The 26,054-nt window shown below is 46.7% G+C and carries 19 protein-coding genes and 3 pseudogenes; 13 read left to right on the forward strand and 9 right to left on the reverse strand.

The annotated features are described in order from the left end of the window. Window positions 1-16: 16 nt before the first annotated feature. On the forward strand, window positions 17-1,183 hold the full coding sequence (locus MHH91_RS18115; RefSeq protein WP_013353810.1) for a CDP-glycerol--glycerophosphate glycerophosphotransferase: 1,167 nt from the start codon (window positions 17-19) through the stop codon (window positions 1,181-1,183). A 61-nt stretch (window positions 1,184-1,244) separates the two neighbouring features. On the opposite strand, the gene MHH91_RS18120 is transcribed toward MHH91_RS18115, so the two are convergent. Continuing rightward, a complete protein-coding gene (locus tag MHH91_RS18120) occupies window positions 1,245-3,890 on the reverse strand; it encodes an N-acetylglucosaminidase (RefSeq protein ID WP_013353811.1) in 2,646 nt (881 codons plus the stop codon). Window positions 3,891-4,032: 142 nt separating this feature from the next. Beyond that, window positions 4,033-4,983 carry a mannose-6-phosphate isomerase, class I gene (manA, locus tag MHH91_RS18125; RefSeq protein WP_013353812.1) on the reverse strand — a complete coding sequence of 317 codons (951 nt, stop codon included), beginning with the start codon at window positions 4,981-4,983 and terminating at the stop codon, window positions 4,033-4,035. A 216-nt stretch (window positions 4,984-5,199) separates the two neighbouring features. Between manA and MHH91_RS18130 the strand changes: the two are divergent. The 3 genes and pseudogenes from MHH91_RS18130 (at window position 5,200) to MHH91_RS18140 (ending at window position 8,889) form a co-directional block, all read left to right on the forward strand. Then, window positions 5,200-6,650: pseudogene (locus MHH91_RS18130) on the forward strand (spore germination protein). 5 nt (window positions 6,651-6,655) lie between these two features. Further along, a complete protein-coding gene (locus MHH91_RS18135; protein WP_013353814.1) occupies window positions 6,656-7,762 on the forward strand; it encodes a GerAB/ArcD/ProY family transporter in 1,107 nt (368 codons plus the stop codon). After that, window positions 7,759-8,889, forward strand: a pseudogene (locus MHH91_RS18140) (Ger(x)C family spore germination protein). The gene MHH91_RS18135 and the pseudogene MHH91_RS18140 overlap by 4 nt, the downstream one beginning before the upstream one ends. Before the next feature lie 3 nt (window positions 8,890-8,892). On the opposite strand, the gene MHH91_RS18145 reads toward MHH91_RS18140, so the two are convergent. Beyond that, window positions 8,893-10,278 (reverse strand): glycosyltransferase, encoded by a 1,386-nt coding sequence (locus tag MHH91_RS18145; RefSeq protein ID WP_038463098.1) that lies wholly within the window; start codon window positions 10,276-10,278, stop codon window positions 8,893-8,895. 119 nt (window positions 10,279-10,397) lie between these two features. Then, window positions 10,398-11,780: a sugar porter family MFS transporter gene (locus MHH91_RS18150; protein WP_013353817.1), complete on the reverse strand. Its 1,383-nt coding sequence runs from the start codon at window positions 11,778-11,780 to the stop codon at window positions 10,398-10,400. Between the two features lie 303 nt (window positions 11,781-12,083). Between MHH91_RS18150 and MHH91_RS18155 the strand changes: the two genes are divergently transcribed. The 3 genes from MHH91_RS18155 (at window position 12,084) to MHH91_RS18165 (ending at window position 14,881) form a co-directional block, all read left to right on the forward strand. Next, entirely contained in the window at window positions 12,084-13,070 is a 987-nt protein-coding gene (locus MHH91_RS18155; RefSeq protein ID WP_013353818.1) for an LCP family protein, read from the forward strand. Window positions 13,071-13,228: 158 nt separating this feature from the next. Next, window positions 13,229-14,086: a Cof-type HAD-IIB family hydrolase gene (locus MHH91_RS18160; protein ID WP_014472312.1), complete on the forward strand. Its 858-nt coding sequence runs from the start codon at window positions 13,229-13,231 to the stop codon at window positions 14,084-14,086. A gap of 69 nt (window positions 14,087-14,155) precedes the next feature. Then, entirely contained in the window at window positions 14,156-14,881 is a 726-nt protein-coding gene (locus MHH91_RS18165) for a sunset domain-containing protein (RefSeq protein WP_014472313.1), read from the forward strand. A gap of 39 nt (window positions 14,882-14,920) precedes the next feature. On the opposite strand, the gene MHH91_RS18170 is transcribed toward MHH91_RS18165, so the two are convergent. From MHH91_RS18170 to pgsB, 5 genes are all read right to left on the reverse strand, one after another. Further along, entirely contained in the window at window positions 14,921-16,156 is a 1,236-nt protein-coding gene (locus MHH91_RS18170; RefSeq protein ID WP_013353821.1) for a C40 family peptidase, read from the reverse strand. Between the two features lie 148 nt (window positions 16,157-16,304). Beyond that, window positions 16,305-16,466 (reverse strand): hypothetical protein, encoded by a 162-nt coding sequence (locus MHH91_RS18175; RefSeq protein WP_013353822.1) that lies wholly within the window; start codon window positions 16,464-16,466, stop codon window positions 16,305-16,307. Between the two features lie 7 nt (window positions 16,467-16,473). Then, window positions 16,474-17,622, reverse strand: coding sequence for a CapA family protein (locus tag MHH91_RS18180; protein WP_013353823.1), 1,149 nt, complete (start codon window positions 17,620-17,622; stop codon window positions 16,474-16,476). Window positions 17,623-17,640: 18 nt separating this feature from the next. Beyond that, on the reverse strand, window positions 17,641-18,090 hold the full coding sequence (pgsC, locus tag MHH91_RS18185; protein ID WP_003151340.1) for a poly-gamma-glutamate biosynthesis protein PgsC: 450 nt from the start codon (window positions 18,088-18,090) through the stop codon (window positions 17,641-17,643). Between the two features lie 14 nt (window positions 18,091-18,104). Next, window positions 18,105-19,286, reverse strand: coding sequence for a poly-gamma-glutamate synthase PgsB (gene pgsB / locus MHH91_RS18190; protein ID WP_003151337.1), 1,182 nt, complete (start codon window positions 19,284-19,286; stop codon window positions 18,105-18,107). Window positions 19,287-20,026: 740 nt separating this feature from the next. On the opposite strand from pgsB, the gene MHH91_RS18195 reads away from it, so the two are divergent. The 6 genes and pseudogenes from MHH91_RS18195 to rbsD all read left to right on the forward strand — a co-directional run bounded on the left by MHH91_RS18195 (window position 20,027) and on the right by rbsD (window position 26,048). Next, window positions 20,027-21,496 carry a spore germination protein gene (locus MHH91_RS18195; protein WP_013353826.1) on the forward strand — a complete coding sequence of 490 codons (1,470 nt, stop codon included), beginning with the start codon at window positions 20,027-20,029 and terminating at the stop codon, window positions 21,494-21,496. After that, window positions 21,486-22,577 carry a GerAB/ArcD/ProY family transporter gene (locus tag MHH91_RS18200; RefSeq protein ID WP_013353827.1) on the forward strand — a complete coding sequence of 364 codons (1,092 nt, stop codon included), beginning with the start codon at window positions 21,486-21,488 and terminating at the stop codon, window positions 22,575-22,577. Before MHH91_RS18195 ends, MHH91_RS18200 begins: the two co-directional genes overlap by 11 nt. Further along, window positions 22,567-23,699: pseudogene (locus MHH91_RS18205) on the forward strand (Ger(x)C family spore germination protein). Before MHH91_RS18200 ends, MHH91_RS18205 begins: the two are co-directional and overlap by 11 nt. 93 nt (window positions 23,700-23,792) lie before the next feature. Then, on the forward strand, window positions 23,793-24,782 hold the full coding sequence (locus tag MHH91_RS18210) for a LacI family DNA-binding transcriptional regulator (protein WP_014472316.1): 990 nt from the start codon (window positions 23,793-23,795) through the stop codon (window positions 24,780-24,782). Further along, window positions 24,775-25,656 (forward strand): ribokinase, encoded by an 882-nt coding sequence (rbsK, locus tag MHH91_RS18215; protein WP_013353831.1) that lies wholly within the window; start codon window positions 24,775-24,777, stop codon window positions 25,654-25,656. The genes MHH91_RS18210 and rbsK overlap by 8 nt, the downstream gene beginning before the upstream one ends. Beyond that, complete coding sequence (gene rbsD, locus MHH91_RS18220; RefSeq protein WP_013353832.1) at window positions 25,653-26,048, forward strand: D-ribose pyranase; 396 nt, start codon at window positions 25,653-25,655, stop codon at window positions 26,046-26,048. Before rbsK ends, rbsD begins: the two co-directional genes overlap by 4 nt. The last annotated feature ends 6 nt before the right edge of the window (window positions 26,049-26,054 follow it).

A 26,054-nucleotide genomic window follows, 5' to 3' on the forward strand; every position in this document is an offset into this window, starting at 1 on the left:
AAGAGATTGGTAATCTATGAACTTGCGATCTTTATTCGCCGCTTTCTATTCTATATATCTGACGGTTCTCGGCGTTTTGTTCAAGCCTTTGAAGGCAAAGAATCATCTGACCCTGCTGGTATCTTTTGAAGAGAATGCGCAGGCTCTCATCCGTTCTTACAAGGCGCACGCTGAATCGCTTTCTTATGAAGTGACGGTTCTGTATACGAGACACGCCGTCAGTCTGGAAAAAGAGCTGGAAGGTCTCGGCTCTTTTTATCTGAACGAAAAAAACCCGCTGCATCTTGTGAAGGCCGTTTCCATCCTTTTTAAGAGCAAAGCGGTCATAACGGATAACTATTTTCTCCTGACGAGCGTTTTAAACCGCCGGCCGCAAACGACATGCATTCAGGTGTGGCATGCGAACGGTTCTTTGAAAAAGTTCGGCCTTGAGGATGTGACGAATCAAAACCGTCCTGCATCAGACATCAGCCGTTTTAAAAAAGTGTACCGTTCGTTTGATTTTGTCACCGTCGGCTCAGACGCGATGGCTGACGTTTTTAAAAAGTCATTCGGAATACGGGAGGGCCAGCTGTTAAAAACGGGTGTCCCCCTGACTGACGTCTATTATGAAGAAAACAAGCCGCAACTGAAGCGCAAATGGCCGAAAAAAATCATCCTGTACGCACCGACATTCAGGGATTATGATATGCAGTCCTTCAGGCTCCCATTCACCGAAGAACAGCTCACAAACGAATTAAACGGAGAGTATATGCTGCTTGTAAAACTTCACCCTGCCGTTTTGAATCAGATTTCGGCTTCGTTTGAAAGCGAATCGATCAAGAATGTGTCTGACATGCGTCTTCATGATCTCTTGAAGGCGGCAGATATTTTAATTACGGACTACTCTTCCGTACCTTTTGAATTCGCGCTTTTAAATAAACCGATTTTCTTTTTCACATATGATCTGGAAGAATATGATCAAAAGCGCGGTTTAATCGACAATTATACGTCCGTTATTCCCGGGAAGGCATGTCATGACAGCGGAGCCCTTCTGGAGGAAATGACGAAAGAGCAATTTAACGCAGAAGAAATGAAGCGGTTCTCGGACAAATGGAATATGTACTCAAACGGGGATTCGAGTGAAGCGTTATTGAAATTTGCAGAGACAAAAATGAAAAAAAGAGATGAAGCACCTGCCTGAATCCGACGGCAGGTGTTTTTTTGCATGAAGAAAGGCTGAAGCATACACTTCAGCCCTTTTTTTACACCTTCATATAGACAGGAACATCATAGTAAAGCGTATAGTCATCCAGCAGTGAGTATAAGCTGTACATGCGGTTTACCTGCTTATACGCCCAGCCGATATCTGTCGCATACTGATGGGACGCGGTTTGAGACCATCTCATTTTATACAGCGTGTCCTGTTCGTATGCGGGGTTGTGAATATATGACGCACCGATGAATTGGGCTCCGCCGATAATCGCGGCTTCCGGAGTAAACCAGCCCTGATTATACGCGTATTGTGCGCCGTAGTAATTCGGGTTGCTGTCATAAGCCCCGATGCCATACATGTTATAAACCTTTTTTCCATTATACGTAATGCCGTTTGCAAGCTCTGACGTGCCATTGCCCGTTTCAAGCAAAGCATGCGAAATCAAATACACTTCATTGATGCTGTATTTGCCGGCGGCTGTAATAAAGGCCTGGCCTTTTCCTGTCAGTATTCCTTTATTGACCAGCACTTTTTGATTCAGTTCCGATGCGTTCAATCCGGCTGTCTGAGAAAGCTTCAGAAATTGAAAGTAATACTTGCTGTCTTGCGCAAAGTAATCCGGATTGACGTATTGCTCGACTTCATTACTGCTGGCGTTTCTCCAGCCCATACTGAGCTTGGCCCAGCCGTTTGTCTGGCCGATGATGCTGACTTTATCGCCTTTTTTCAGCTGGCCGATAATATTGCCGGAGCTGACTTCCGGAGTTGATCGGACGTTCAGGACGTCTGCTGTGACCGTTCCGGAAGCCGTATTGATGTAAGTAAGCGACGCGTAAGCCGCGGCATCAGTCTGCGGGCTGACTGTCATTTGTTTTTTGACCATATCTGCAACCGAGATGTTGTAATTGGTATTCATGATTTGCGGTCCGTTCTTTATTTTCAAAATGGCCATCGTCCATCCGTACAGCTTTTTCAGCTTTTGGGAAGCGGCTTCTGCGGAATCGGCTCCCGTGAATTGATCGCGGATGCGGAGCTCATAAACCGGCTGGCTTTGACTCGTATAACCGGCCTGCAATTGTTTGGCGCTGAAATAGCTCATGCTTTTATTTAAAACGGTTTTACTGCTGAACTTTTCGGTTTTGATGACGTACTGTGAATAGGCGGTTTTCCCCGTCTCCTTCACAGTGCCGGCCGCTTTGTTTTGCTTGAAAAAGGCAGTCACGCGGTCAATGTCTTCCTTTTTAAGCAGCGGTGCCGTTTCAATCCTGAATTGTGTATACGCTGTTTCGCCTGTTTTCTGTGCGGCAGCGGATACTTTTTTCCCTTTGAAGAAATCCAGTGAACGATTGATCTTTGCCGTATCAAGCAGTGATTCGGTTGTGACTTGGTACGCCGCCCCCGTTTGCTTGGCTACGGTTTTGGAAACAGCAGTCAGCTTATATCCGGCCAGCAGATTCAATCCTTTTTTTATCTTCGACTGGTCTGCCGTCTGTTGAGAAAGCAGCTGGTATTCGTTTTCTGATGTTTTTCCCGCGGCGGTTCTTGCCGTCTTTACATGCTGCTGGCGGAAAAACGCCTCCGCTTGATCTGCCTGTGCGGCGGTAAGCTGTCCTGCCGTGATCCGGTAAGCGGACACCGACGCCGGCTTTTTGACAGGTGATGCGTCACAATGCCATTTTTTCTTTTTAAAGAAAGATTGAACGCTTTGCAGCTGCTTAGCCGTCAGTCCGCTCATCGCGACCGTATAATTATTTTTCGTGCCGGCTTTTTGATAGTTTCCGCTGACGCCGGTATTCTTCTTGATTTGGCTGACGGCATTTTGTGCTGCGCTGACTCCGTTAAAATACCCTGACTGCACATTGTACACGGTTGCCGTTTTGCTTTGGGCATACTTTTGAACATTCCCTTTGACACCCGTTTTCTGCTGCAGCTGTTTCGCTAAGCCTGCCGCATCATTTGCATTTGGAATGTCAGAGGCTGTCACGGTGATATTCGCGCTGCCCTTTGCCGTCATTGTCAGCGACGATTGTAAGCCTGTTTCCTTTTGAAAATCAGTTTGGATTTGAAAAGCTTTTTGATCGCCGGTAATTGTTCCTGACTGGATTTGAAACTGCGCTGTTTCCCGCTTGATCTGACAGTATGACGCTTTCACCCCCGTCTGCTTCGTCAACTCTTTAGTGAGCGTTTTTGCGTCCGCTTCAGCTGCCATCTCAGCAGTCATGACCTGCATGTACGGCTGCTTTGTGCCCGTCGGCTTGACGGCGCCGGTCACGCCCGTATCTTTCGTCAATTTGGCAAGAAGGTTTTTCGTCTGCTGCTCGTCTGATAGAACTCCCGATGTGACGGTCACATACGGCTGTTTGCTTCCGCTTGCGCTGTAAGTGCCGGCCACACCCGTCTGCTTCGTAAAATCTTTCAGCACGGCTTTCGCATCAGTTTCATCGTGTAAGCCTGATACGGAGATTTGATAAGTGAGCGGCGCATTTCCGGCTTTCTTTGCGTCAGCCTGCCACCCCGTATCCTTTTTCAATTTCGCTGCCGCTTGAAGCGCCTCATTCTCAGAAGCAAATTGCTGCTTCGTCTCCAGCTCATAAACGGAATAGTCGCTGTATGCGGCCTCAGCGTGCTCTGTAACGGTGCTTGAGACAAGGAAAACGGCGGACAATAACATAGGTGCAACGAATCTCTTTTTCATTCCTTCTCCTCTTTCTGATTCAATTGGTTTCTATCAAACTAGTTTATTTATCGGCCGGCATCCTTCATTTTTACAGAGAGAAGTCATCCAATTTTCCAAATAAAAAAACTTAATCCCAGAGACGGGATTAAGTTTGAATGATTTATATATGAGAAACGATGATTGTGCATTCTCCGGTTATCGTAAAGTCAGGCATCTGATCCGGCAGTATGAAATGCGCGCCTTTTTCAAGCTTTGCGGATTTGCCTTCACAGATGATGGAGCCGCTCCCTTCTATAACGCTGCACAGCATAAACGGAGCGTCCTGGGTCATTTCCGCCGTCCCGCTGATATCCCATTTGTATACAGAAAAGTATTCTCCCTGCACAAAGGTTTTGATGGTGACGCCTTTTCTCGTTTCGGTTGATTCATCTAAAAATCCGTCCACATGAGGGACGGTGGCGGCATTGACGGCATCGCGGATATGCAGATCACGCGTCCCGCCGTTTTGATCTGTACGCCCGTAATCATATATCCGGTAGGCGGCATCTGAATTCTGCTGCGTTTCAAGCACGAGCGCCCCGGCGCAAATGGCATGAATGGTTCCGCTCGGCACATAATAAAAATCGCCGGGTTTGATCTTCACGCGGCGCAGCAGGCCTTCCCAATCACCGCTGTTGATCATGGTGACAAGCTCCGCTTTCGAACGGGCCGTATGACCGTATATGATTTCCGCATTTTCTTTACAGTCGATAATGTACCAGCACTCAGACTTTCCCGTTTCGCCCTGTCCATGCTCCTCTGCGTCATAATCGTCAGGGTGGACTTTGACGGACAGATGATGTTTGACGTCCAGTATTTTCGTCAGCAGCGGAAACCTGTCCCCTTCCGTTCCGCCGAATAATTCTCTATGCTGATCCCACAGTTCCATCAGGGTTTTCCCTTGATACGGACCGCTTTTGACCGTGCTCATCCCGTGCGGATGGGCTGAGATCGCCCAGCATTCGCCGGTTGTTTCTGAAGGTATGCCGTATCCGAATCGTTCGCGTAATAACGTGCCGCCCCATATTTTTTCTTTACATACAGGCTGTAAAAAAATCGGCTCTTGCGTCATGTTCGTTCCCCTCCCCTTAAAAAGCGGCTCATATCCCATTCCCCCTGTATCTTTTTTAAAACACGGAGGGAGCCGCAGTTAAAAAACAATATGTATAAATGGCTGACCTGCTCATTATACCATTCGGATAAGGCGGAATGCTCAGTCATTTCCTGTTCCAGAATAAAATGCCTTGTTTGTCGCAAATTAAAATAACTGATGGAAGGGGGGAACATTGTGACGATAAATGCTGAGCTCGGCCAAAACCTTAAAGCGCTGAAAAAACGGTTCGGCCAAAGCGATGATATGATGTTTTATTCGTTTACGTACGGAAACGGCAAATGTGACGCCTGTCTTGTGTATATAGACGGGCTGACCGAAAATCAATTGCTTGCCGAATATATTATTTCTCCCGTGCAGACGGCCGCAGAGCATCAGAAGGAACCGGCTGAAACACCGCTGTCATCCATTTCTTTCGGATATCGCCACACCCGGCTTTCTTCACTTGAGGATGTTGAGGCAGACATTCTTTCCGGCAAATCGGTTTTGCTGGCTGAAGGATGGAAAGAAGCCCTTTCCTTTGATACGGAAACATTTAAAATGCGGGATATTGAAGAACCGGCTTCAGAAGTGCTTGAACGGGGGCCGAGAATAGGCTTTGTCGAAAAGCTTCGGACGAACACGGCGCTTTTGCGTGAGCAGTCCGGTGATCCCAACCTTCAGATCAAAGAGATCACACTCGGCGAGCGGACAAAAAAGCGGCTCGCCGTGGCCTATATTCGGGATATCGCGCCTGATTATGTCGTAAAAGAAGTGATAAAAAGACTGAATTCCATCACCATTGACGACATTCCGGAATCAGGAGCTATAGAGCAGCTCATTGAAGATAACACGTTTTCCATTTTCCCGACCATTTTGACGACCGAACGTCCCGACCGGGTCATGGGCGCTCTTTTGGAAGGAAGGGTTTCCGTTCTTGTGGACGGAACGCCTTTTACCCTTTTGATGCCGGCTACCGTTGATGAATTTATCCACTCTCCTGACATTATAATCAGCGGTGGATTCCGGTTACCTTTCTCAGGCTGCTTCGGTATACATGCATTTTAATCACGATTTATTTACCCGGCCTTTACATTGCGCTCGTTACGTTTCACGCCGGGCTTTTACCGACGAGAATGGCGGTGACGATTGCCGGAAGCAGATTGAATGTCCCGTTCCCACCTTTTGTTGAAGCGTTAATCATGATTTTTACGATCGAGATGATCAGAGAAGCCGGACTCAGGCTGCCGAAGCCGATCGGCCAGACGATCGGCCTGATCGGAGGCGTGGTGATCGGCCAGGCCGCCGTTCAGGCGAACATCGTCAGCGCGATGATGGTAATTGTCGTATCCGTTACGGCATTGGCCTCTTTTACGGCGCCCTCCTATGTGTTCAATTTTCCGCTGAGGCTCATCCGTATTTTTTCGATGATTTTGTCGGCGATTTTAGGTTTATACGGGCTGATCATGTGCTATCTGCTTGTCATCGGCCATCTGATGCGCCTGAAAAGCTTCGGTCAGGACTATATCATTCCGATTATGGCGCAGCCGGGCCAGGACTTAAAGGATACGATTGTCAGACTGCCGACACACCTTTTGAAAAAACGGCCGACCAGAAAAGAGACAAAAGATAAAATCAGGCAAAGGTGATCCCCATGAAAAAACCGGAAGACAAGCTGACTTTTATGCAGACCCTTCTCATGGTAAGCGGCACAATGATCGGAGCCGGCGTGTTAACACTGCCGCGTTCCGCCGCATCAGCCGACAGTCCGAGCGGATGGATCATTATTCTTGTGCAGAGTGTCGTTTTTATCGGCATCGTCCTGCTCTTTATGCCGTTTTTGCAGAAGAACAGCGGAGAAACCATTTATGAGCTGAATCAAAGGATTATGGGCCGCGCCGTCGGTTCGCTGCTGAATTTGTTCATGAGCTGTTATTTTGTCGTCACCGTCTGTTTCCAAGCCCGTTTTCTCGGTGAAGTCATCAACTACTTTTTACTGAAAAACACGCCGATGGGTGTCGTCATATTCATCTTTCTGGCAGTCGGCATTTACCATGTGACGGGCGGGGTCTATCCCATTTCAAAGCTCTATGCCTATCTTTTTCCGATTACGATCATCATTCTGCTTACGCTGCTCATATTCAGCCTGAGACTGTTTAATCTGGATTTCGTCCGTCCGGTCATGGAAGGGGGCTACAAAAGCTTTTTTGAGCTGTTTCCGCGGACCCTTCTTTATTTTTCGGGACTTGAAGTGATTCTTTTTCTGGTGCCGTTTATGAAAAATCCGAAGCAGGCGAAAAAGGCGGCTGTCTTCGGCATCGGAAGCGCGGGCTTATTTTACAGCTTTACGCTGCTTGTCGTGATCGGCTGTATGTCGGTCGCTGAAGCAAAAACGGTGACGTATCCGACAATTTCCCTTATTCATGCCTTGGAAATCCAGGGAATTTTCATTGAACGGTTTGATATTTTTCTTTTAATTACGTGGACATGTCAGCAGTTTACCTGCATGCTCGGCTCTTTTAAAGGGGCGCATCTCGGATTTAACACCATTTTCGGGCTGAAAAATAAAAACAATGGCTGGCTGCTGGGAGGATTATTAGCGGTGACATTCGGCCTTTCGATGTACCCCGATGATATCAACAGTGTGTTTGCATTCGCGAATATTCTCGGGTATACGTTTTTTGCCGTCCTTATGATTCCTTTTCTCACTTGGTTTGTCAGCTGGTTGAAGAAAATAGCCGGGAGGAAACAGACGTCATGACACTTTACATAAAATGGGCGGCGGCGCTTTTCATACTGATGATGCTTTCAGGATGCTGGGACGCGAAGGAAGTCGAAAAGGTATCTTTCGCCCGGGGGGTGGCCATTGATGTAACGAGTGACCGCCAATATAAATTAACCTATCAAAATCTGCTGCCCCAAAGTGAAAACAGCCAGGCTTCCGGCCGGCCCGTGTTTGTCAATGTGACGACGCGGGGGGATACCATTCTTGAAGCAGTCAGTGATGTCTCTTTAAAAGATCCGCCCGTTTACAGCGATCATTTAAAAGTGCTGATCTTCAGCGACAAATTGCTGGCCGATCAAAATATACTGCAAATGATGAATCACTTTATCCGCGATGATGAATTGCGGCGGAGCAGCTATCTCTTCGCGGCAAGAGGGAAAGCGTCCGATATTTTGACGGAGCCGACGCCGAATCAGCAGCAGCCCATGGCCGCGGAAAAGCTGATCGACCTCACGAACAACGGCGGCTACAACGGGAAAATTTTAAAACCGCTCCGAATCGGGAGAGCATCAATTTACTGCCATAATAAAGTCAGCTTTCTCATTCAGGCCGTCAGCAATCAAAAAGGAAAAACGGTGTATGACGGAGCGGCCATAATCAAAAACAAAAAACAAAACAGACTGGCAGGATTTCTGTCATCATACGAAACACAAAGCCTGAATTGGCTGATGGGAACGATACAGGGCGGCGTGCTGCCCGCTATGGATAAAGGAGGACACCCGATTACCTTCGAGATAAAAAAATCAACATCCAAAATCACCCCACGGCTGAAAAACGGAAAGTTGTCATTTCACGTAGCGGTGAAAACAAAAGGCCTCTTGTCAGAGGATCAATATGCCGGTGAGGATTCATTCAATCAGCATTATTTAAACGGGCTGGAAAAGATTTTCGAAAAAAAACTGAAAAGCGATGTAAAAGAAGTCATCGATTAGCTGCAGAATCAATATGAAACGGACCCTGTATTCTTTTCTGACAGAGTCCGCATCCAATATCCCGACTATTGGAAGAAAGTGAAGAATCATTGGGATGAGACTTTCTCTGAAGCCGATTTTGACTATGATGTTTCCATTCAGATTGTCAACTTCGGAACGATGGGACGATAGGCTTCAGCGTGTTTTTTCGACACGGAGGAGGATTTGATAAATCCGGCTTTGTTCGGGCAGCTGTGTCACCGGAAATTGCATCGCCTGCGCCATGCGTGTGATTTCCTGTAAAAACAGCTGCACCCGCTCATCAACGTGAACATACGTATAGGACTGTTTTTTTACGTCAAATGTCTCTTCCGGAAAGAGCGTGCGCACCGTCTGCGGCGTAAAAAAACGCAAGTGGGTGCGGTCAAGAATGCCTGCGTCTCTGTATGTCCAGTCACCGAGCAGAAGCGGGAACAGCGCTTCGGCGTGAGAAATATTCGGAATGCTGCATACGATTGACCCGGCAGGCGATAAATAAGACGAATACGTTTCAATGACACGCCAAGGATCTTTTAAGTGCTCAAGGATGTCCGCAAAAATGATGCAATCAAAAAAGCCTTCCGGATAAGGCAGCTTCACTTCTTCGACATCTTCTTGCAGAACCGCTTCATAGTGCCCTTTTGCCGCTTGCGCCGCCAGCGGGTGCAGTTCTATTCCGTACAGTTCACAGGGCTGCCTGTTTTGAAGTTCCAGTCCCGTAGCTCCCGCGCCGCAGCCGACATCAAGTATCCGTTTCGCATCCCGGGGAACGAGCTCAGCAATTTCCGGTCTCGGATGGGTAAAGTACGTAAAATCAGTGCCCCATTTTTCCGTAAACCGCTGGCGGTTCTCCACATATAATTGATTGATATTGATATCCTGATTAGCCGTAAACGTCGCGTGTCCGTGATGATGCACAAAGGCATCGCGGGCGATGTGGAGGCTGTAGCCTTTTTGCAGGGCGCGCAGACATAGGTCATCATCTTCAAAAGAACCGTATCCGAATTGTTCATCGAACGGGCCGATGTCTTCCATGACGCTTTTTTTCACCAGCAGGCAGAAGCCGACAAGACGGAACACCCGCTTCGTGTTATGCTTTTCCCTTTCACAATAAGCTTCTGCGAATGACTCCAGCTCATCCAGCGATTGATACGCGTCATGGATCATCTGATCACCGCTGACATAGTTGCTGACGGGCCCGACCATACCGGTTTTTTCAGATTGATACAGCACTCTCAGCATGGCGCTGAGCCAATTTTTGGTGACTATCGTATCGTTGTTCAGAAACAGCAGATTGTCCCCCTCAGCCGCTTCGATTCCTTGGTTGCAGCCCTTGGCGAAACCGAGATTTTTTTCATTTAGAATGACTTTGACGTCAGGAAGGCTTGATATGTAGTCTCTTGTTCCGTCTGATGAACCGTTATCAACTATAATCAGTTCTATCTCTTCTTTGTCGGTGTATTGATCAATGCTGGCCAGACATTTTTTCGTCAGTTCCAGCTCATTATATGTAAGGATAATAATGCTCGTTTTCACCGGCATCCCCGCCTTTATCGTGACTTTATACTAACGTATGACATATTCCTGTCATTTATGTGGCCGGGCGGCACGCATCAGTTTTAAGGGGCCGGTGTATCACCGCCCCCTCTTATACCGGACTATTAAGGATGAACTGTCTGCTGTTTTGACTCTGACTCTGATTCCGAGCCGCCGTTACGGCTTCGCAGATCCTGTTCGATTTCTTCGAGGCTTTTCCCCTTTGTCTCGGTCACTTTAAACCGGACGAACAGGAATGCCAGTATCCCGATCACGGCATATATGAGAAATAAATAGCTGATTCCGACGGCCTCCATTAACATCGGAAAGGTTAATGAGACAAGCAATGTTCCGGCATGCAGCACCAAAGTCGAGACACCCGTCCCGATACCGCGGACATGCAGCGGGAATAATTCCGGAAGCATAACCCACACGACAGGTCCCCAGCTGACCGCAAACACGATGATAAACAGGCCTAAACAAATAACCGTTGTCCATGATGCGGCTGCTGAATCTTCAAAGAAAAGATTGACCGCGGCCAATACGAGCAGACTGATGACCATGCCCGCATTTCCGGCCAGCAACAGCGGCTTCCGCCCGATTTTATCAATAACTTTGATAGCCATAAGCGTCATAATAACATTGACGGCACCGATTCCGACCGTTCCCAATATAGACGCAGAATTGCCGAACCCGACACTGGTAAATGTTTTCGGAGCATAATAGATAATTGTATTTGTCCCGATGAATTGCTGCAAAAAGGCAAGTCCGAGGCCGGCAATCAGCGCGGGTCTCACCCACGGCTCAAATAATTCTTTCAAACCGCCTTCGTTTTCCTTTTCCGCCTCTTTCATCTGATCAATCTCGTCATCAATATTCTTCGTTCCCCGCAATGACGAAAGAATTTCTCTTGCTTTATCTTCTTTACCGATCGTAAACAGCCAGCGCGGGCTTTCTGGCATGAATAAGATTCCGATCAGCAGAATGACTGACGGCACAACCGCAAGACCAAGCATCCAGCGCCAAGCGCCTGAATCGGCAAATATATAATTCACGATATACGAAACGAGGATTCCGACCGTAATCATCAGCTGATTCAGCGAAGAAAGCGCGCCCCGTTTATGCTTCGGAGCCAGCTCCGATAAGTAAAGCGGAACGATCGTTGTAGATGTTCCGACAGCCAGTCCGAGAATGATCCGGAAAAGAACCATCACCTGTGTATTCGGTGCAAATGCGACTCCTAATCCGCCTATACAAAACAGCAGCGCCGCCCCCATGATGGCTTTCCGCCTGCCGAACCGGTCAGTCAGCTTGCCGGCGAATCCCGAGCCGAGAATCGCCCCCGCCAATAACGAACTGACGACAAGGCCTTCTGTGAAGGCGTTCAGCCCCAGTTCTTTTTTCATAAATAAAATAGCCCCGGAAATGACTCCGGTATCATATCCGTATAAAGCGCCGCCGAGGGCGCCGAAAAAATAGAGCCATTTATTCGAGTGTATGCTTTTCATGTTAGATTGACTCCCCTCATCCTGCGCTGTATCCGCGCGGAATTGTTCTACTGCTTCTTTTGCCTGTTTCCGACTGTTTCAAACCTTCGCATTGTTAACATCCATTATTTTACTGATTATTTTTTACAAAGCGACGAAACATTTCCCGGTTCCTGCCGTCCAATATAATGTGAACCTGATGCAAAAATAACAGTAGATGTTGTCGAAATAGAGAGAAAGATTTGGAATTTTCTCATTTGCAGAGTTGTTCCAAGTCAACAATTATGGTACGCTTCACAAAGAATAGAAACGAGAGGTAATGATATGGAAGAACGATCTCAACGCAGAAAAAAGAAAAGACGCCTCAGAAAATGGGTGAAATTTGTACTGGTTTTTGCCGCTTTCTTATTGGTGATCGCCGGTTCCGTCGGCACCTACGCATTTGTGAAACTGAATAGTGCGACCAAAGAAGCGCACGTCAGCCTTGACCGCGGCGACCAGTCCGTGAAACGGATCAAAGAGTTTGATCCGAAGAAGGATTCTTTCACCGTATTGCTTTTAGGAATAGACGCCCGTGACAATAAGGGCGAATCAGTAGATGACGCAAGAAGTGACGCCAACGTGCTCGTCACCTTCAACCGGAAAAAGAAAACAGCGACAATGCTCAGCATCCCGCGGGATTCCTATGTCAATATCCCGGGACACGGCTATGACAAATTCGCGCACGCACATGCTTACGGCGGTTATAATTTAACTTATAAAACAGTAGAAAACATGCTTGATATTCCGGTAGATTATGTGGTTGAGAGCAACTTTAACGCATTCCGGGATGTCGTCAATGAATTGAACGGCGTTACGGTAAATGTGAAAAGCCAGAAAATTGCCGATCGTATTAAAGTCGATACAAAAGGAAAAGTCGTGCTGAAGCCGGGCGTTCAGACGCTTGACGGCGAGCAGGCATTGGCTTATGTAAGAACACGCAAAGCGGACACCGATCTGATGCGGGGACAAAGACAGATGGAAGTGCTGAGCGCCATTATTAACAAATCTAAATCGTTAAGCTCGATCCCTTCTTATGACGATATCGTCGACAGCTTAGGGAAAAACTTAAAAATGAACTTATCTCTTAATGATGCCATCGGCCTGTTTCCGTTTATCACATCGCTGAAAAAAGTGGATTCTTTGCAGCTGACAGGTTCAGACAGCTATATTTACACTCCTCAGTACGGCAAAAATATTTATTACTTCAAGCTGAATGAGGAGAAGCTTCAAGAAGTGAAAGCGACATTAAAAAAAGATTTAGACGAGTAAGATGTCACGGCGGGGTTTCAGCAAACCCCGCCGTTTTTCTGTTGAAAAAAAGGACATGAAGGTATAGCCTTTTAACTGACGGCTTTCTGTGCTGATTTCACAAAAAGCTGAACATACTACATGAAGCAGCTTTATTTTTAAGGAGGGCATCCATACATATGAAATTGATAGCCATTGACTTAGACGGCACATTACTGAACTCGGAAAGTGTGATTTCTCCGGAAAACAGAGCGGCTTTACAAAGAGCGGATGAATCGGGCATTCTTGTGGCCATCTGTACGGGCAGAGCCACTTTTGACGTTAAGGCGCTCTTAAAAGATTTGGATATTCCGATCATTGCGGCAAACGGCGGGACAGTTCACGACAAAGGATACCGCCTCATCAGCCGGTTCTTAATGGATCAGCAGGCCGGTAAGGATATCGCCGCTTATTTAACGGGAAACGATATTTACTTTGAGGTTTATACGGATGATCATCTCTTGTCTCCGTTTGACGGCGAGTCCAAACTGCAGGCGGAACTGGACATTCTGAAAAGCGCCAATCCTGAGGAAGATATTCAGACATTGTGGGAGGGCGCAAAGACGCAGTTCAAACAATTCGGCATTAAACCCGTGCAGGATATACAGGCGATTTTTGACGGAGACGAACATATTTACAAGCTCCTTTGTTTCTCTTTTGATATGGAAAAACTGAAAAACGCCAAAGAAGAAATTACACATCACCCGAAATTATCCCAGACTTCTTCCGGAAAACACATTATCGAAATCCTCTCTGCCGGTTCCGGAAAGGGACGGGCTCTGAGGGAGCTTGCTTCACTGTACGGAATAGAAAAACAGGATATTTACGCCATCGGCGACAGCCCGAATGACTTCTCCATGTTTGAAGCGGCCGGAAACCGCATCGCCATGGGCAATGCGATTGATGAACTGAAAGAAAAAAGCACATATATTACAAAAAGCAATGATGAAAACGGTGTTGCCTATTTCATCAACCGGCTTCTCGACAATGAACAATAAAAAATCTGTCCGGCAAAAGCCAGGTCTTCCACGACCTGGCTTTTCATGTTTCCAAAAAGGAGTTTCATGATGTCGAATGCAATCGCTATTATTGGATTTTCAGCTTTTCTCTTCGCACTTGGATACGGAATATTCCATCTCATATGCAAAGCAGTAAAAAAAGAAAAACGTTTTTCAAAAAAGCTGTTTTGGCCCCTTCTCATCGGCGGGTTTATCCTGTTCTTAATCGGAGGCTCCTCGGCAGAGCCGGACACAGCGGCCGTGAAAGCGGAGGAGAAATACAGCACCCTTGATACGGCTAATCAAAAATTGACGAAGGAACATCAGGCGCTTGAGAAAAAATATGAAAGCATCAGCGCCGCGGCCGAAAAGGAAAAATCCGAGGCCGAAGCAGGCAATGAAGAAAAACTCAGCAAACTCAGCAAAGAAATAAATGAGCTGAAAAAAACAAACAAATCACTCAAACAAGACAATGAGAAATTAAAAGATTCACAAAAGAAACTCGAAAAGGCCGCTGAAACGCTTCAGTCAGAAAATAAAACATTAAAGCGGCAAAAGGAAGAAACAAAAACAGCCGGAAACGCTGAATCGGCGCAAAACACAGCCTCTTCCTCCGGCGGGCATGCAGAAACGAAGGCAGCCGACACCTCACAGGGATGCAACATTAAAGGCAGCCGAAACGGCATTTATCACACGCCGGGAAGTACATACTACGATCGGACGACAGATCCAGTAGAAATGTTCTGTTCTGTAGAGGAAGCGGAAGCGGCGGGATTCAGAGCGCCGAAACGGTAAATAGAAAAAGACGTCAGAGATACTCTCTGACGTCTTTTTTTACGGAATCCGGATGCTGCCCGCATACTTGTCCTTCCAATAAGCGCTCGTATTCATATTTGTTATGGTCACGCCTGCGGACAGAGTGACATGAATAACTTGTCCGTTCCCGATATAAATGGCCGGGTTCAGGCTTTCCGCTTTAAAAAAGACCAGATCGCCCGGCTTCAAATCCTGTTTACTGACCGGAGCGCCCGCCTGCATCTGCTTCTCCGCGTAACGCGGCAGGCTGATTCCTTTCGCTTTTTGATAGACGTATTGAACAAATCCCGCCGTATCAAAGCCGGTTTCCGGTGAAGCGCCGCCTTTCAGATAAGAAATTCCGATATAATCAGCTGCTGTTGACACAACGGGATTATCTTTGGAAATGGCCAGATTGCTGAATCGGCGCACCCCTGTATAATGTTTTTTCCAATAATCTTCCGACAAGTAGGAAATGGTGACTTTTGCAGAGCGGCTCGCTTGGATGAATCTTCCCTCTCCCGCATAAATGCCCGCATGGGAAATTCCTTTTTTATACGTATCACTGAAATAAATCACGTCCCCGGGCTTTATGCTGCTCAGTTTTATTTTCTCACCGACCAGCCACTGCTGTTCCGCAGATCTCGGCAGGTAAATGTGAAGCTTGTTTTCAAAAACATATTGGACAAGCCCTGAACAGTCGAATCCCTCTTCAGGTGTGCTTCCGCCGAATACATACGGAATGTCGAGATAACGGGCGGCCTCCTGAACGATCGGATTATCAGCCAGCTCCGGATCTTTTGTAATCCGCTTTGCGCCAAGATATAAATTCATCCAATAATTGCTTTTTTGAAAGCTTGTGACGGTTACGCCTTCTGACGGAGAACTGTGTATCATCTCTCCATTTCCGATATAAAGGCCGTCTTGGACGGGCGCGGTTTGTAATGAATCCGACTTTTTGAAAAAAACAATATCCCCCGGTAAAAGCTCATTTTCTTTGACGGCAGCTCCGACTTTCCATTGATCACTGACCGTTCTCGGCAGATGGATGTTCTGCCTGCTGAAAAGATACTGTATCAATCCGGACGGATCAAAACCGTCCTTAGGCTCGTCGCCTCCGTAAACATATTTATTTCCGACAAGTTTTTGCGCGTCTGAAACCATCAGGGCAGAAACTTGAGAATCCGCTTCAGCAATTTCCGTTCTCGTTACTGCAGGTGCCACAAGACAAATCATAAGGCCGGCAAGGATGTACTTCCTCCAGCTTGTGAGCATGTTTTCTGTTCACTCTCCTTATTTTTACTAGTTCTTACATCGGTAACTTTAAGTAAATGTTTAGGAGAGCATAAAAAAAGAATGCCCGATACGGGCATTCTTTACTGGATTCGGTACAAAAAATATGCCGGCAAGCGGAAGCATGCGCTTATTTTGCGCCCGCTGTGTCCTCCTGCTGAATTTTTTGCATTTCTGTGTCAATTTTTTGTTTTTCCTGATCTGTGAGCTGATCATTGAATTTAAAAGCTGACATAAACATAAATACCATAATGATAGCGGCAAACGGCCATCCTGCTTTAATGATTTTCATTTGTTTTTCACTCCGCTTTCTTTTTTAAAATATCGCTGTGATCCACATCAAACGTTAACTTTCCGTCCTTGACGCTCCACTTGAAATTCGATTCTTTCGTCAGTTCACGTATGATTGTTTTATGGTTAATGCTGCCTTTTTTAACCGGCGCAGGCGTTGCTTCGTGAATGTTCATCGGTGTGACTTCAAAGCGTCCCGTGCCGTTTTTCTGAAGGTGATATTGAACAAGCGCCGTGTCTCTCGTTCTTGTCCATCCCTGGTCAAATACGAAGTTGCCCAGGCTGTAGAAAATAACGGTGCCGTGGTACATTTCGATCGGTTCAAGCACGTGCGGATGGTGTCCGACGATAATATCCGCTCCGGCATCTGACATTGCTCTTGCCAATTGGCGCTGTCTGTCATTCGGATCATTATCGTATTCCTGTCCCCAGTGTGTTTGAACAATGACGAGGTCTGCATTCTTTTTGGCTTTAGAGATCATTGGAATAAACAGCTCAGGATCGGCCGGAAGCACACCCGGCGCATTCCGTTTAGCTGCAAAGCCTTTTCCGGAAACATCTGTGAATCCTAACGTTGCGATTTTGACTCCGTTTACATCTTGATATGAAATGTTCTCCTCGGCTTCTTTAAGCGTCAGGCCTGCACCGACAAGTTCAAGGTTCTGCTTTGAAAATTCTTCAACCGTATCCCGCATTCCTTGAGGGCCGTAATCCATCGCATGGTTGTTGGCTGCCGTCAAAACGGTGAAATTCATGTCCTTCAATACTTTTACGGCATCTTTGTTTGACTGAAGGTGGATATTTTTTTCTGCTTCTTTGTAGTTCTTTTTATATGTTACCGGGTTTTCAAAGTTCCCCGACACATAATCGGATGCTTCGAAGAATGGCTTTGCGTAGCGGAAGACGCTTTCCGTTCCGTTATGCTTTGTCACTTTCTCCACATTCCGGCCCATCATAATATCTCCGACGAATGAGGCTGACACAAGGTCATCGGCATTTCTTTTCACACTCGGCGTCTCCGCCTTCCCTGTCAGGATGCAGACGAACATCAGGCAAAAGACGATCGGCAGTGCGATAAAAACGTGAAGATTAGTCTTCTTTTTCTGCTGTTTGGTCAGCTTCAGCAGTTTTTCTTGAAAGGTTAATTGTTTTTTCATCGTTTGACACACCTTACATTAGATTAAGTAGTAAGCAAACATAATGGCAAAAGTTGCGCCGCTTAAGAACAGCGTGCTGGCAAATGTAATCGTTAATCCCTGTTTCTGAATGGTGTTGGCGATCAGACCCGGTACAATGATACCGATTCCGCGGAATTCTGATATCTCAAACGGTACGATCGGGTAAAGAAAATCAAGTGCGATTTTTAAGCAGATTCCCGTAATCAGCATTGCTGCGAATTTTCTGCGTCCGTACAAAATCATAAATCTGGATAAACCGTATTTGACGATGACGTATGTAAGAAGACTCACTAACAGCACGAGTAAAATAAAGACCGGCTGGTTAAAAACGAGTCCTAAATAACCCGGTACGACTAAACCGGCAGGTACGATACCTGTTTTTTCCGCAAAAATTAAACTGATTAACACGCCTAAAATAAGTGAGATATATAAATCTGATCCGAACATTTATCCTTTTCCTCCTAGCTAACGAGCTGTTTCACCTTATACTCTTGGATTTTTTCAATTAATGGTTCCGCTGAACCGTGGATATTGCCGACGCCATATATGACACGGTTTTGCATTCTTGTTTTCAGCACGTCCATGATTTCGTCTGTTGATTTATATTCCAGATCGTGCAGTGTATCAGCAGGAATCTTGCCTTCTTCATAAGCTCTGACGATCGGTTCTGTTGTCTCGCCGATGAGAATGAGTTCCTTCGTTTTAATGTACGGAAGCACGTCGTTGGCAAACTGAATCGTTCTGTCCACGCGGTCGGCACGGCAGTTCATGATAACAATCGGTTCATCTGTCGGGTAGCCGATTTCCTTTACACGTTTCCATATATTTAAAGTAGAAGATGCATCATTTGCGGCAAAGCCGTTTACGAAATGACCGGGCTCCTTCGTGCTGAGCAGCGGGAGAATTCTCATGGCGCCAGGATCAGGCGGCGCATTCAGCATTCCTTTAAACGCTGTTTCTTCATCTATACCAAGAGCTTGGGCAACACCGAGCGCAAGGGAAGCGTTATCAGGAAAGACCATATATTCGAATTTCCGCAGGTATTCATCAGTAATTTTAGAGTTATCCGCAATAATAACTTCGGTATTCCGCTCTGCGGCTTTTTCTTTAAAGAAATCTGTGTATTCACTGTCTGTAATCACAAGATGGCCGTTATATGGAATCGTCGCGGTAAATGCTTCAGCAATTTCATCAAGCGTCGGCCCCATAACGTCCATATGGTCTTCAAGCACATTCACGATGACGCCGATGTTGGCTTGAAGCAGTTCTTCCTGAAAGATAATCTGATAATCCGGGTTTACCGCCATACATTCACTGACAATGGCATTGGCGCCCCGCTCTACGGTTTCCTTCATTACCTCTTTTTGCTCGCCGATATTCGGGCCCTGCGGTTTCCGTTTGATCGGTTTCTCCTCAGGTGTATCCCAATAGATCATCCTTGCATCTGTTCCCGTCGTTTTTCCGACTGTTTTGTAGCCCGCCTCCATCAGTATTCCGGTCGTCAGCCTCGTTACGGTTGACTTGCCGCGGATACCATTAATATTGACGCGTACTGGCAGAGCATCGATATTCTTCTGATGCCGCCTTTTTTCAATGATTCCGATGATTAGTACGGCAGCACAGGCTATAATGAGTAACCACATTGATTTTTGACATCTCCTTCTGTATTGATAAATTCATTCATCAGTATATAGCTTCACTATGAATTCTCAATCGGCATTATGTAACATAATCTCCTCGCCTGCACTAAGCCAAACTTCTCTATTAGCGGCGCTATTCTTCCTATTATCGAATTGCTTTTTTTGGGAATAGGCAGGACTTCGAACTTACTTTAATTTTTTTAAAGAAAAATGAATGCGTTTACATTTTCCTACGGATATTCGTTTGGACTAAATGGACTATTTGCGTTCCGGAAGAAAAAGATGCAATCATAATCCATCTTTTCATAGCCCGTTATATCAACATTTTCCGCACTGCGCATACGATTCGGGACTCTCCGTCCGCTGGATGCAGACTGCCTTTTTTGTTAAGGATAAGGTCATAAAGTCATTCATTTTCCCCCATATCCTGCTGTCAGTCCTATTCCAAAATAACTATCGGAATGACTTGCACATGACAGAAACAGACGGGTCCGGAGTGTTTACAGGAAATACACAATTTATATGCGGAAAGTCTATTTGCTTTTGTTCCGTATACAGGACATTTATCACTCTTTTGAAATAATTTTAATAAATCTTTATATTCGTTCAAGAAATGTTCATCCATATTTGTGAAGTTCTTGGTAAAACATCAAGCATCATCAATAAATTCCTCTATTTTATAAAATGCATAAAAAAGGAATAGCCGCTGAAAACTACAGATAACGCGGAAAGGAGGCGGTCTGATGTCTGCGGATATACAAAACAAACGGCTTCCCGGTGATTTTGAATCGGCTGTACGAAAAATGCAGGAACTGATGTGTGTTTGCGGAGATTTTAAAATACGAAGGATCAAACTGCAGGATCGTCAAACCGCTTTTTTTTATATTGAACAAATGATAGAAGAACAGAAGCTGAATGAGTTTCTGTTAAGCGACAGCTTGCAGAACGGCTCACTTGAGGAAGCGATGGATGCTGTCAGCAGTGCGGAAACGGATGAGATCAGAAAAATTATCGACGGGATTTTGGCCGGCCAGGTTGTTTTTCTCAGCGATGCGTCAAGTAAGGCGAAGCTGTTCTCTGTCGGGCAGAACCCGCTGCGTTCCATTATGGAACCAGAATCTGAAAGCATCGTCCGCGGGGCCCATGACGGGTTTGTGGAAAGTTTGGAAACGAACATTCATCAGCTGCGGTTTCACATACAGGACCGCCACCTCTCCGTTCACTATATGGATATCGGGGAACGGGCCAAATCAAAGGTTGCAGTCATTTTTGTTGAGAATATCGCCAATCCGGAGATTGTGGAGGAAGTGAAGCGGCGCCTGTCGTACCTGCGTATCGACAGTGTGCTTGCGCCCGGAATTATCGAGGAGTCGATAGAAGATAATTCGTTTTCCATATTCCCGCAGATCGTTCATACGGAACGGCCGGATAAAGCAAAAGCAAGCGTGATGGAAGGCTGTGTCCTCATCATGATGGATGGGAGCCCGTCAGCCTTAATTGCGCCGATCACGTTCTTTTCATTTTTTCAATCGCCGGATGACTACAGCACAAGGTGGATTTCCGCCAGTTTTTTGAGGGTGCTGAGATTTTTCGCCTTTATGATCGCGATTACGCTGCCCGCTTTTTATATCGCGCTGATTGCGTTCCATTTTGAAGTCATTCCCAACGATCTGATTATCACCATGAAAAATTCGATTGTAGATATTCCCTTCCCTCCGCTGATAGAAGCCATGATTATGGAGATTACGATCGAACTGATCCGCGAAGCCGGTATCAGGCTCCCGAAACCGATCAGTCAGACGATCGGCATTGTCGGCGGTCTCGTGATCGGTGACGCAGTCGTTCAGGCGGGACTCATTTCGAATATGATGATTATCGTCGTAGCCGTTACGGCTGTTTCCTCTTTTGTGCTTCCTTCATATGAAATGAGCACGTCCATTCGAACGCTCAGATTTCCGCTTATGTTTCTGGCATCATCGTTCGGTTTTATCGGTATCGGGCTCGGCTTCGGGCTTATCCTGATGAACCTGTGCAAGCTTGAATCTCTCGGGGTTCCTTATCTATCATCTCTGACGCCGTTTCATTTCAGTGACTTAAAGGATGCGTTTATCCGGCTTCCGGCTTGGTTCATTAAAAGAAGGCCGTTTTATTTGAGGCCGCAAGACTCAAAGCAGATTAAACATGTTCGGGGGTGGAGAAAAAATGAAGACTAAAAAAATCAGCCGGCTTCAAGCAGTATTTTTCATTAATCAGACGCAGATCAGCATCGGCATTTTGGCGCTGCCCCACTTGCTGATGATGAAATCGGGAAGCAGCGGGTGGATTTCCATTCTGCTCACCGGGCTGCTTGTCCAGCTTACATTCAGTCTGTATATGATATTATTTCACCGGTTTCCGAAGATGAATCTGTACGAAATGCTGGAGGAGGTGTTCGGAACATTCGCCGGCAAAGGGCTGCAAGTGCTGTATATTTTATATTTTACGTTTCTCTGCACGCTCATTCTTTCTGTATTTACACGGATCTTGGATATCTGGGTGCTCCCTCTGACTCCGAATTGGGTCATCTGCTTAATGCTGATACTCGGTTCTGTCTATATCGCCCAAGCCCCGCTGAATGCTATCGCCAGGTTCAGCTTTATCTTAACGCCATTTTTACTGCTGATCTCTCTGCCGCTTTTATACACGCTGGGAAAAGCTGATGTGACAAACATTATGCCGATTTTTCACGGAACCGCCAAAGACATGCTGACCGGGGTGCAGCAGACACTGGTCAGCATTACCGGCTTTCAGGCAGCGCTTGTAATCGGGCCCCTTATCAACTGCACCGTCAGCCAGCGCTACAAAATAATGACGATTTCAAACGTCTGTATTGTCCTTTACTATCTGTACATCACCCTTACTTGCTTTGTCACAATCAGCCCCGAAGAAATAAAGATTATCCCGGAGCCTGTGCTGTATTTGTTAAAAACCGTTTCATTCAGAATTATCGAACGGACGGATCTGCTCTTTTTGACGTTTTGGTTCGTGACAGTCTTTTCAACATTGGCCAACGTGTTTTATTTGGCAAGCACCGGAATGGCCAAGCTGTTCAACAAAAAAGACCACAGCCGGTTTGTTTATCTGCTGGCCCTGCTCGTCTTTCTTCCATCTATTTGGGCCATAAGCACGGATAAAACGATACAGCAGCTGGATCAGGTTTTCCGTCTTTCCGATATTGTCTTTGTGTATTTGTTTCCGGCGTTTATGACATTGATTGTCCTTGTACGCAAAAAGGGTGTCCGCCATGCGCATTAAAAAAGCGCTTCTTATCAGTCTCATGTGTGCAAGCCTTACGCTTACGGGCTGCTGGGACCAAAATTTATTTAAAGATATTTCTCTCGTGCTGACCGCAAGCCTCGACGTGGATCAAGACGGTAAAAATAAAATCGGCATCACCTATCGGAAGGTTCAATCTTCCCAGGCGGAACAGGAAACAGGCGGCTCCTTCATTACGACGGTGCTCAGCGCTTCAGGGCACACCATCCGTGAAGCGCGGTTCCAATTGGATAAGCTTGTCGATCAGCGCATTGACACGTCCAAGCAAAGAGTCTTACTAATCGGTGAGAAAATGGCTGAAAACCGCTTTTTCCATATCTCGATGTATTTTACAGGGATCCGAAAAGTCCGCTTCTCGCTCATCCGGCGGTTGTAAAGGACGGCGAGGCGATTGAAGTGCTGAAGCTGATCGTCCGGCAGAAATTGATCGTCAGCAAGTATTTAACGAATTTATTAACAAGCGCTTATACGGAATCAAATATCAGCATGGAAAATTTGCAATCCATCCGTTCAAGCATGCTGACAGCTAATGAGGATTTCGCCCTTCCTTATTTATCGATTAACGGACAGACCATAAAGGTAGAGGGTTCAGCCCTGTTCAGCGGTCAGCGGAAAGTGACTGAGGTGCTCGGTCAGGATTCGACCCTTCTGACTCTTTTAAGCGGGCAATTTAATAAATCGGCCAATATTAATCTGAAGCTGTGGGACAAATACAAAATGGATATTGAAAATTACATTTCTCTCGGCATCACGGATACCTCGAGAAAGATTGTATTTTTAGATACAGATCCTCAGCATTTGAAAGTGAAAATTCGTTTAAACCTGAATGCACGTGTCTTGGAGTATCCGAAGGACAAACTGAGTTCTTATACGGCTATCAGCCAAATTAACAAACAGGCTTCAGCTAATCTGAATGAACAGGCCAGATCGGTGATCAGGCATATTCAAGAGCATAACTCGGATATTTTCGGCATCGGCCGGAGATACCAAACCCATTATTATGAGCGGGGCAAACATCTCAATTGGCGTGAGATCTACCCTTCCATTGAGATTGTTCCTGATATCAAAGTCAATATCTCACAAATCGGTATCGTGAATTAAAGGAGGCCCCGGCCTCTTTTTTTGTTGCCAATCGAAATTATTCGTGGTACTCTTTCTATGTAAACGGTTACATAAATGAAGGAGGAGTGTTTGTTGGCAACGATTAAAGATGTCGCAGGCGCTGCCGGCGTCTCTGTTGCCACGGTCTCGCGTGTCCTCAATGACAATGGCTACGTGCATGAAGATACAAGAACAAAGGTCATGCTGGCCATGGAGAAGCTGAATTATTATCCGAATGAAGTTGCCCGTTCTCTTAATAAAAGAGAATCCAGACTGGTCGGGCTTTTGCTTCCGGATATTACAAATCCCTTTTTCCCGCAGCTTGCCCGCGGCGCTGAAGACGAATTGCAGCGGGAAGGATACCGGCTGATCATCGGCAACAGCGATGAAGAATTGGAAAAAGAACTCGACTACCTGCAAACATTTAAACAAAATCAAGTTGCCGGTATTTTGGCAGCCACCAATTATCCCGACCTTACCGAATACAGCGGCAGCCTTTACCCGGTCGTATTTCTGGACCGGACAAAAGAAGGCGCCCCGTCCGTATTCAGTGACGGACGGGCAGGCGGAAAACGAGCGGCTGAAGAAATGCTCCGCGGCCAAAGCACAAGCATCACGCTTGTCAAAGGCCCCGGCCACCTTCAAACCGCTCAGGAACGTTTTAACGGCGCACTTGATGTGCTGCAAAAAGCCGGCGCGCAGTTCAATGTCATCTCCGCCGCTTCATTTTCCATCAAGGATGCGGCCATTTTAGCAGAAGAATTGTTTGCCGCATACCCGGAAACCGACGGCGTCATCGCCAGCAACGATATTGCGGCGGCCGCCGTACTCCATGAGGCGCTGCGGCTCGGTAAAAAAGTTCCGGAGGAGATTCAGATTATCGGATATGACGATATTCCGCAGAGCGGGCTTTTATTCCCGCCCCTTTCAACCATTCGCCAGCCTGCATATGAGATGGGAAAACGAGCGGCAAACCTGCTGCTGCAATTGATAAAGAAAGAACCGCCGAAAGAGACGGCCATACAAATGCCCGTGACATACATAAAAAGACAAACGACGAGAAAGGATGATCACCGTGAGTGAAATTTGTGTTATCGGCAGCTGTTCTATGGATCTTGTTGTCACATCTGAACGACGCCCGAAAGCGGGAGAAACCGTACTGGGCGCAGACTTTCAAACCGTGCCCGGAGGAAAAGGCGCCAATCAGGCCGTAGCAGCTTCCCGCCTGGGCGCAAACGTATATATGGTAGGAAAAGCAGGCAGTGACAGTTACGGAAAAGCGATTATTGAAAATCTGCAGGCAAACGGTGTCAATACGGACTATATGGAAACGATTACACACAAAAAAAGCGGAACGGCTCATATTGTGCTCGCAGAAGGAGATAACAGCATCGTCGTCGTAAAAGGCGCAAACGATGACATCTCCCCTGCTTATGCCAAAAGAGCGCTCGCGAAACTTCCCGGCATTGACATTGTGCTGATCCAGCAGGAGATCCCTGAAGAAACCGTTGAAGAAGTGTGCAGCTACTGCCGCGCGCATCAAATTCCGGTTATCCTGAATCCGGCGCCGGCCCGCCCGCTGAAACAATCAACCATTGAGAATGCCGCTTATCTTACGCCGAACGAACATGAAGCATCCATTTTATTTCCTGACCGGACGAAAGAAGAAGCGCTCGCCGGCTATCCCGGCAAATTGTTTATTACCGAAGGAAAACAAGGCGTGCGGTACTCAGACGGCACCGCGGAACGGCTCGTTCCCGCCTTCCCTGTTGAAGCGGTCGACACGACGGGAGCCGGCGATACCTTTAATGCGGCATTTGCCGTCGCACTCGCGGAAGGACAGGACATCGAACAAGCGCTTCTGTTTGCCAACCGCGCCGCCTCCCTGTCCGTGCAGCACTTCGGCGCCCAAGGCGGCATGCCTGCCAGAAAAGAAGTCGAGGAGCTGCTGTCATGAAAAAACACGGAATGTTAAACAGCCACATTGCCAAAGTATTAGCCGATCTCGGGCATACAGACCTCATCGCGATCGCCGATGCGGGTCTCCCCGTCCCTGATGGTGTCCCTAAAATTGATTTGTCCTTAACGGCGGGCGTTCCCGCCTTTCGGGACGTTACCAAACTGGTCGCCGGAGAAATGGCAGTCGAAAAGGTGATTGCCGCCTCTGAAATCAAAGACGCAAATCCTGAGAATGCAAGATTTATAGAAAGCCATTTCTCAGAGCAGACGATCGAATACATGTCCCATGAAGAATTCAAACGGCTCACACGGAAAGCAAAAGCCGTCATCCGAACGGGTGAAATGACGCCATACGCCAACTGCATCCTGCAGGCGGGTGTGATTTTTTAGAAAGAA

Origin of the sequence: Bacillus sp. FSL K6-2819 (assembly GCF_038008305.1) — a bacterium.
In the GTDB taxonomy this organism is placed as follows: domain Bacteria; phylum Bacillota; class Bacilli; order Bacillales; family Bacillaceae; genus Bacillus; species Bacillus amyloliquefaciens.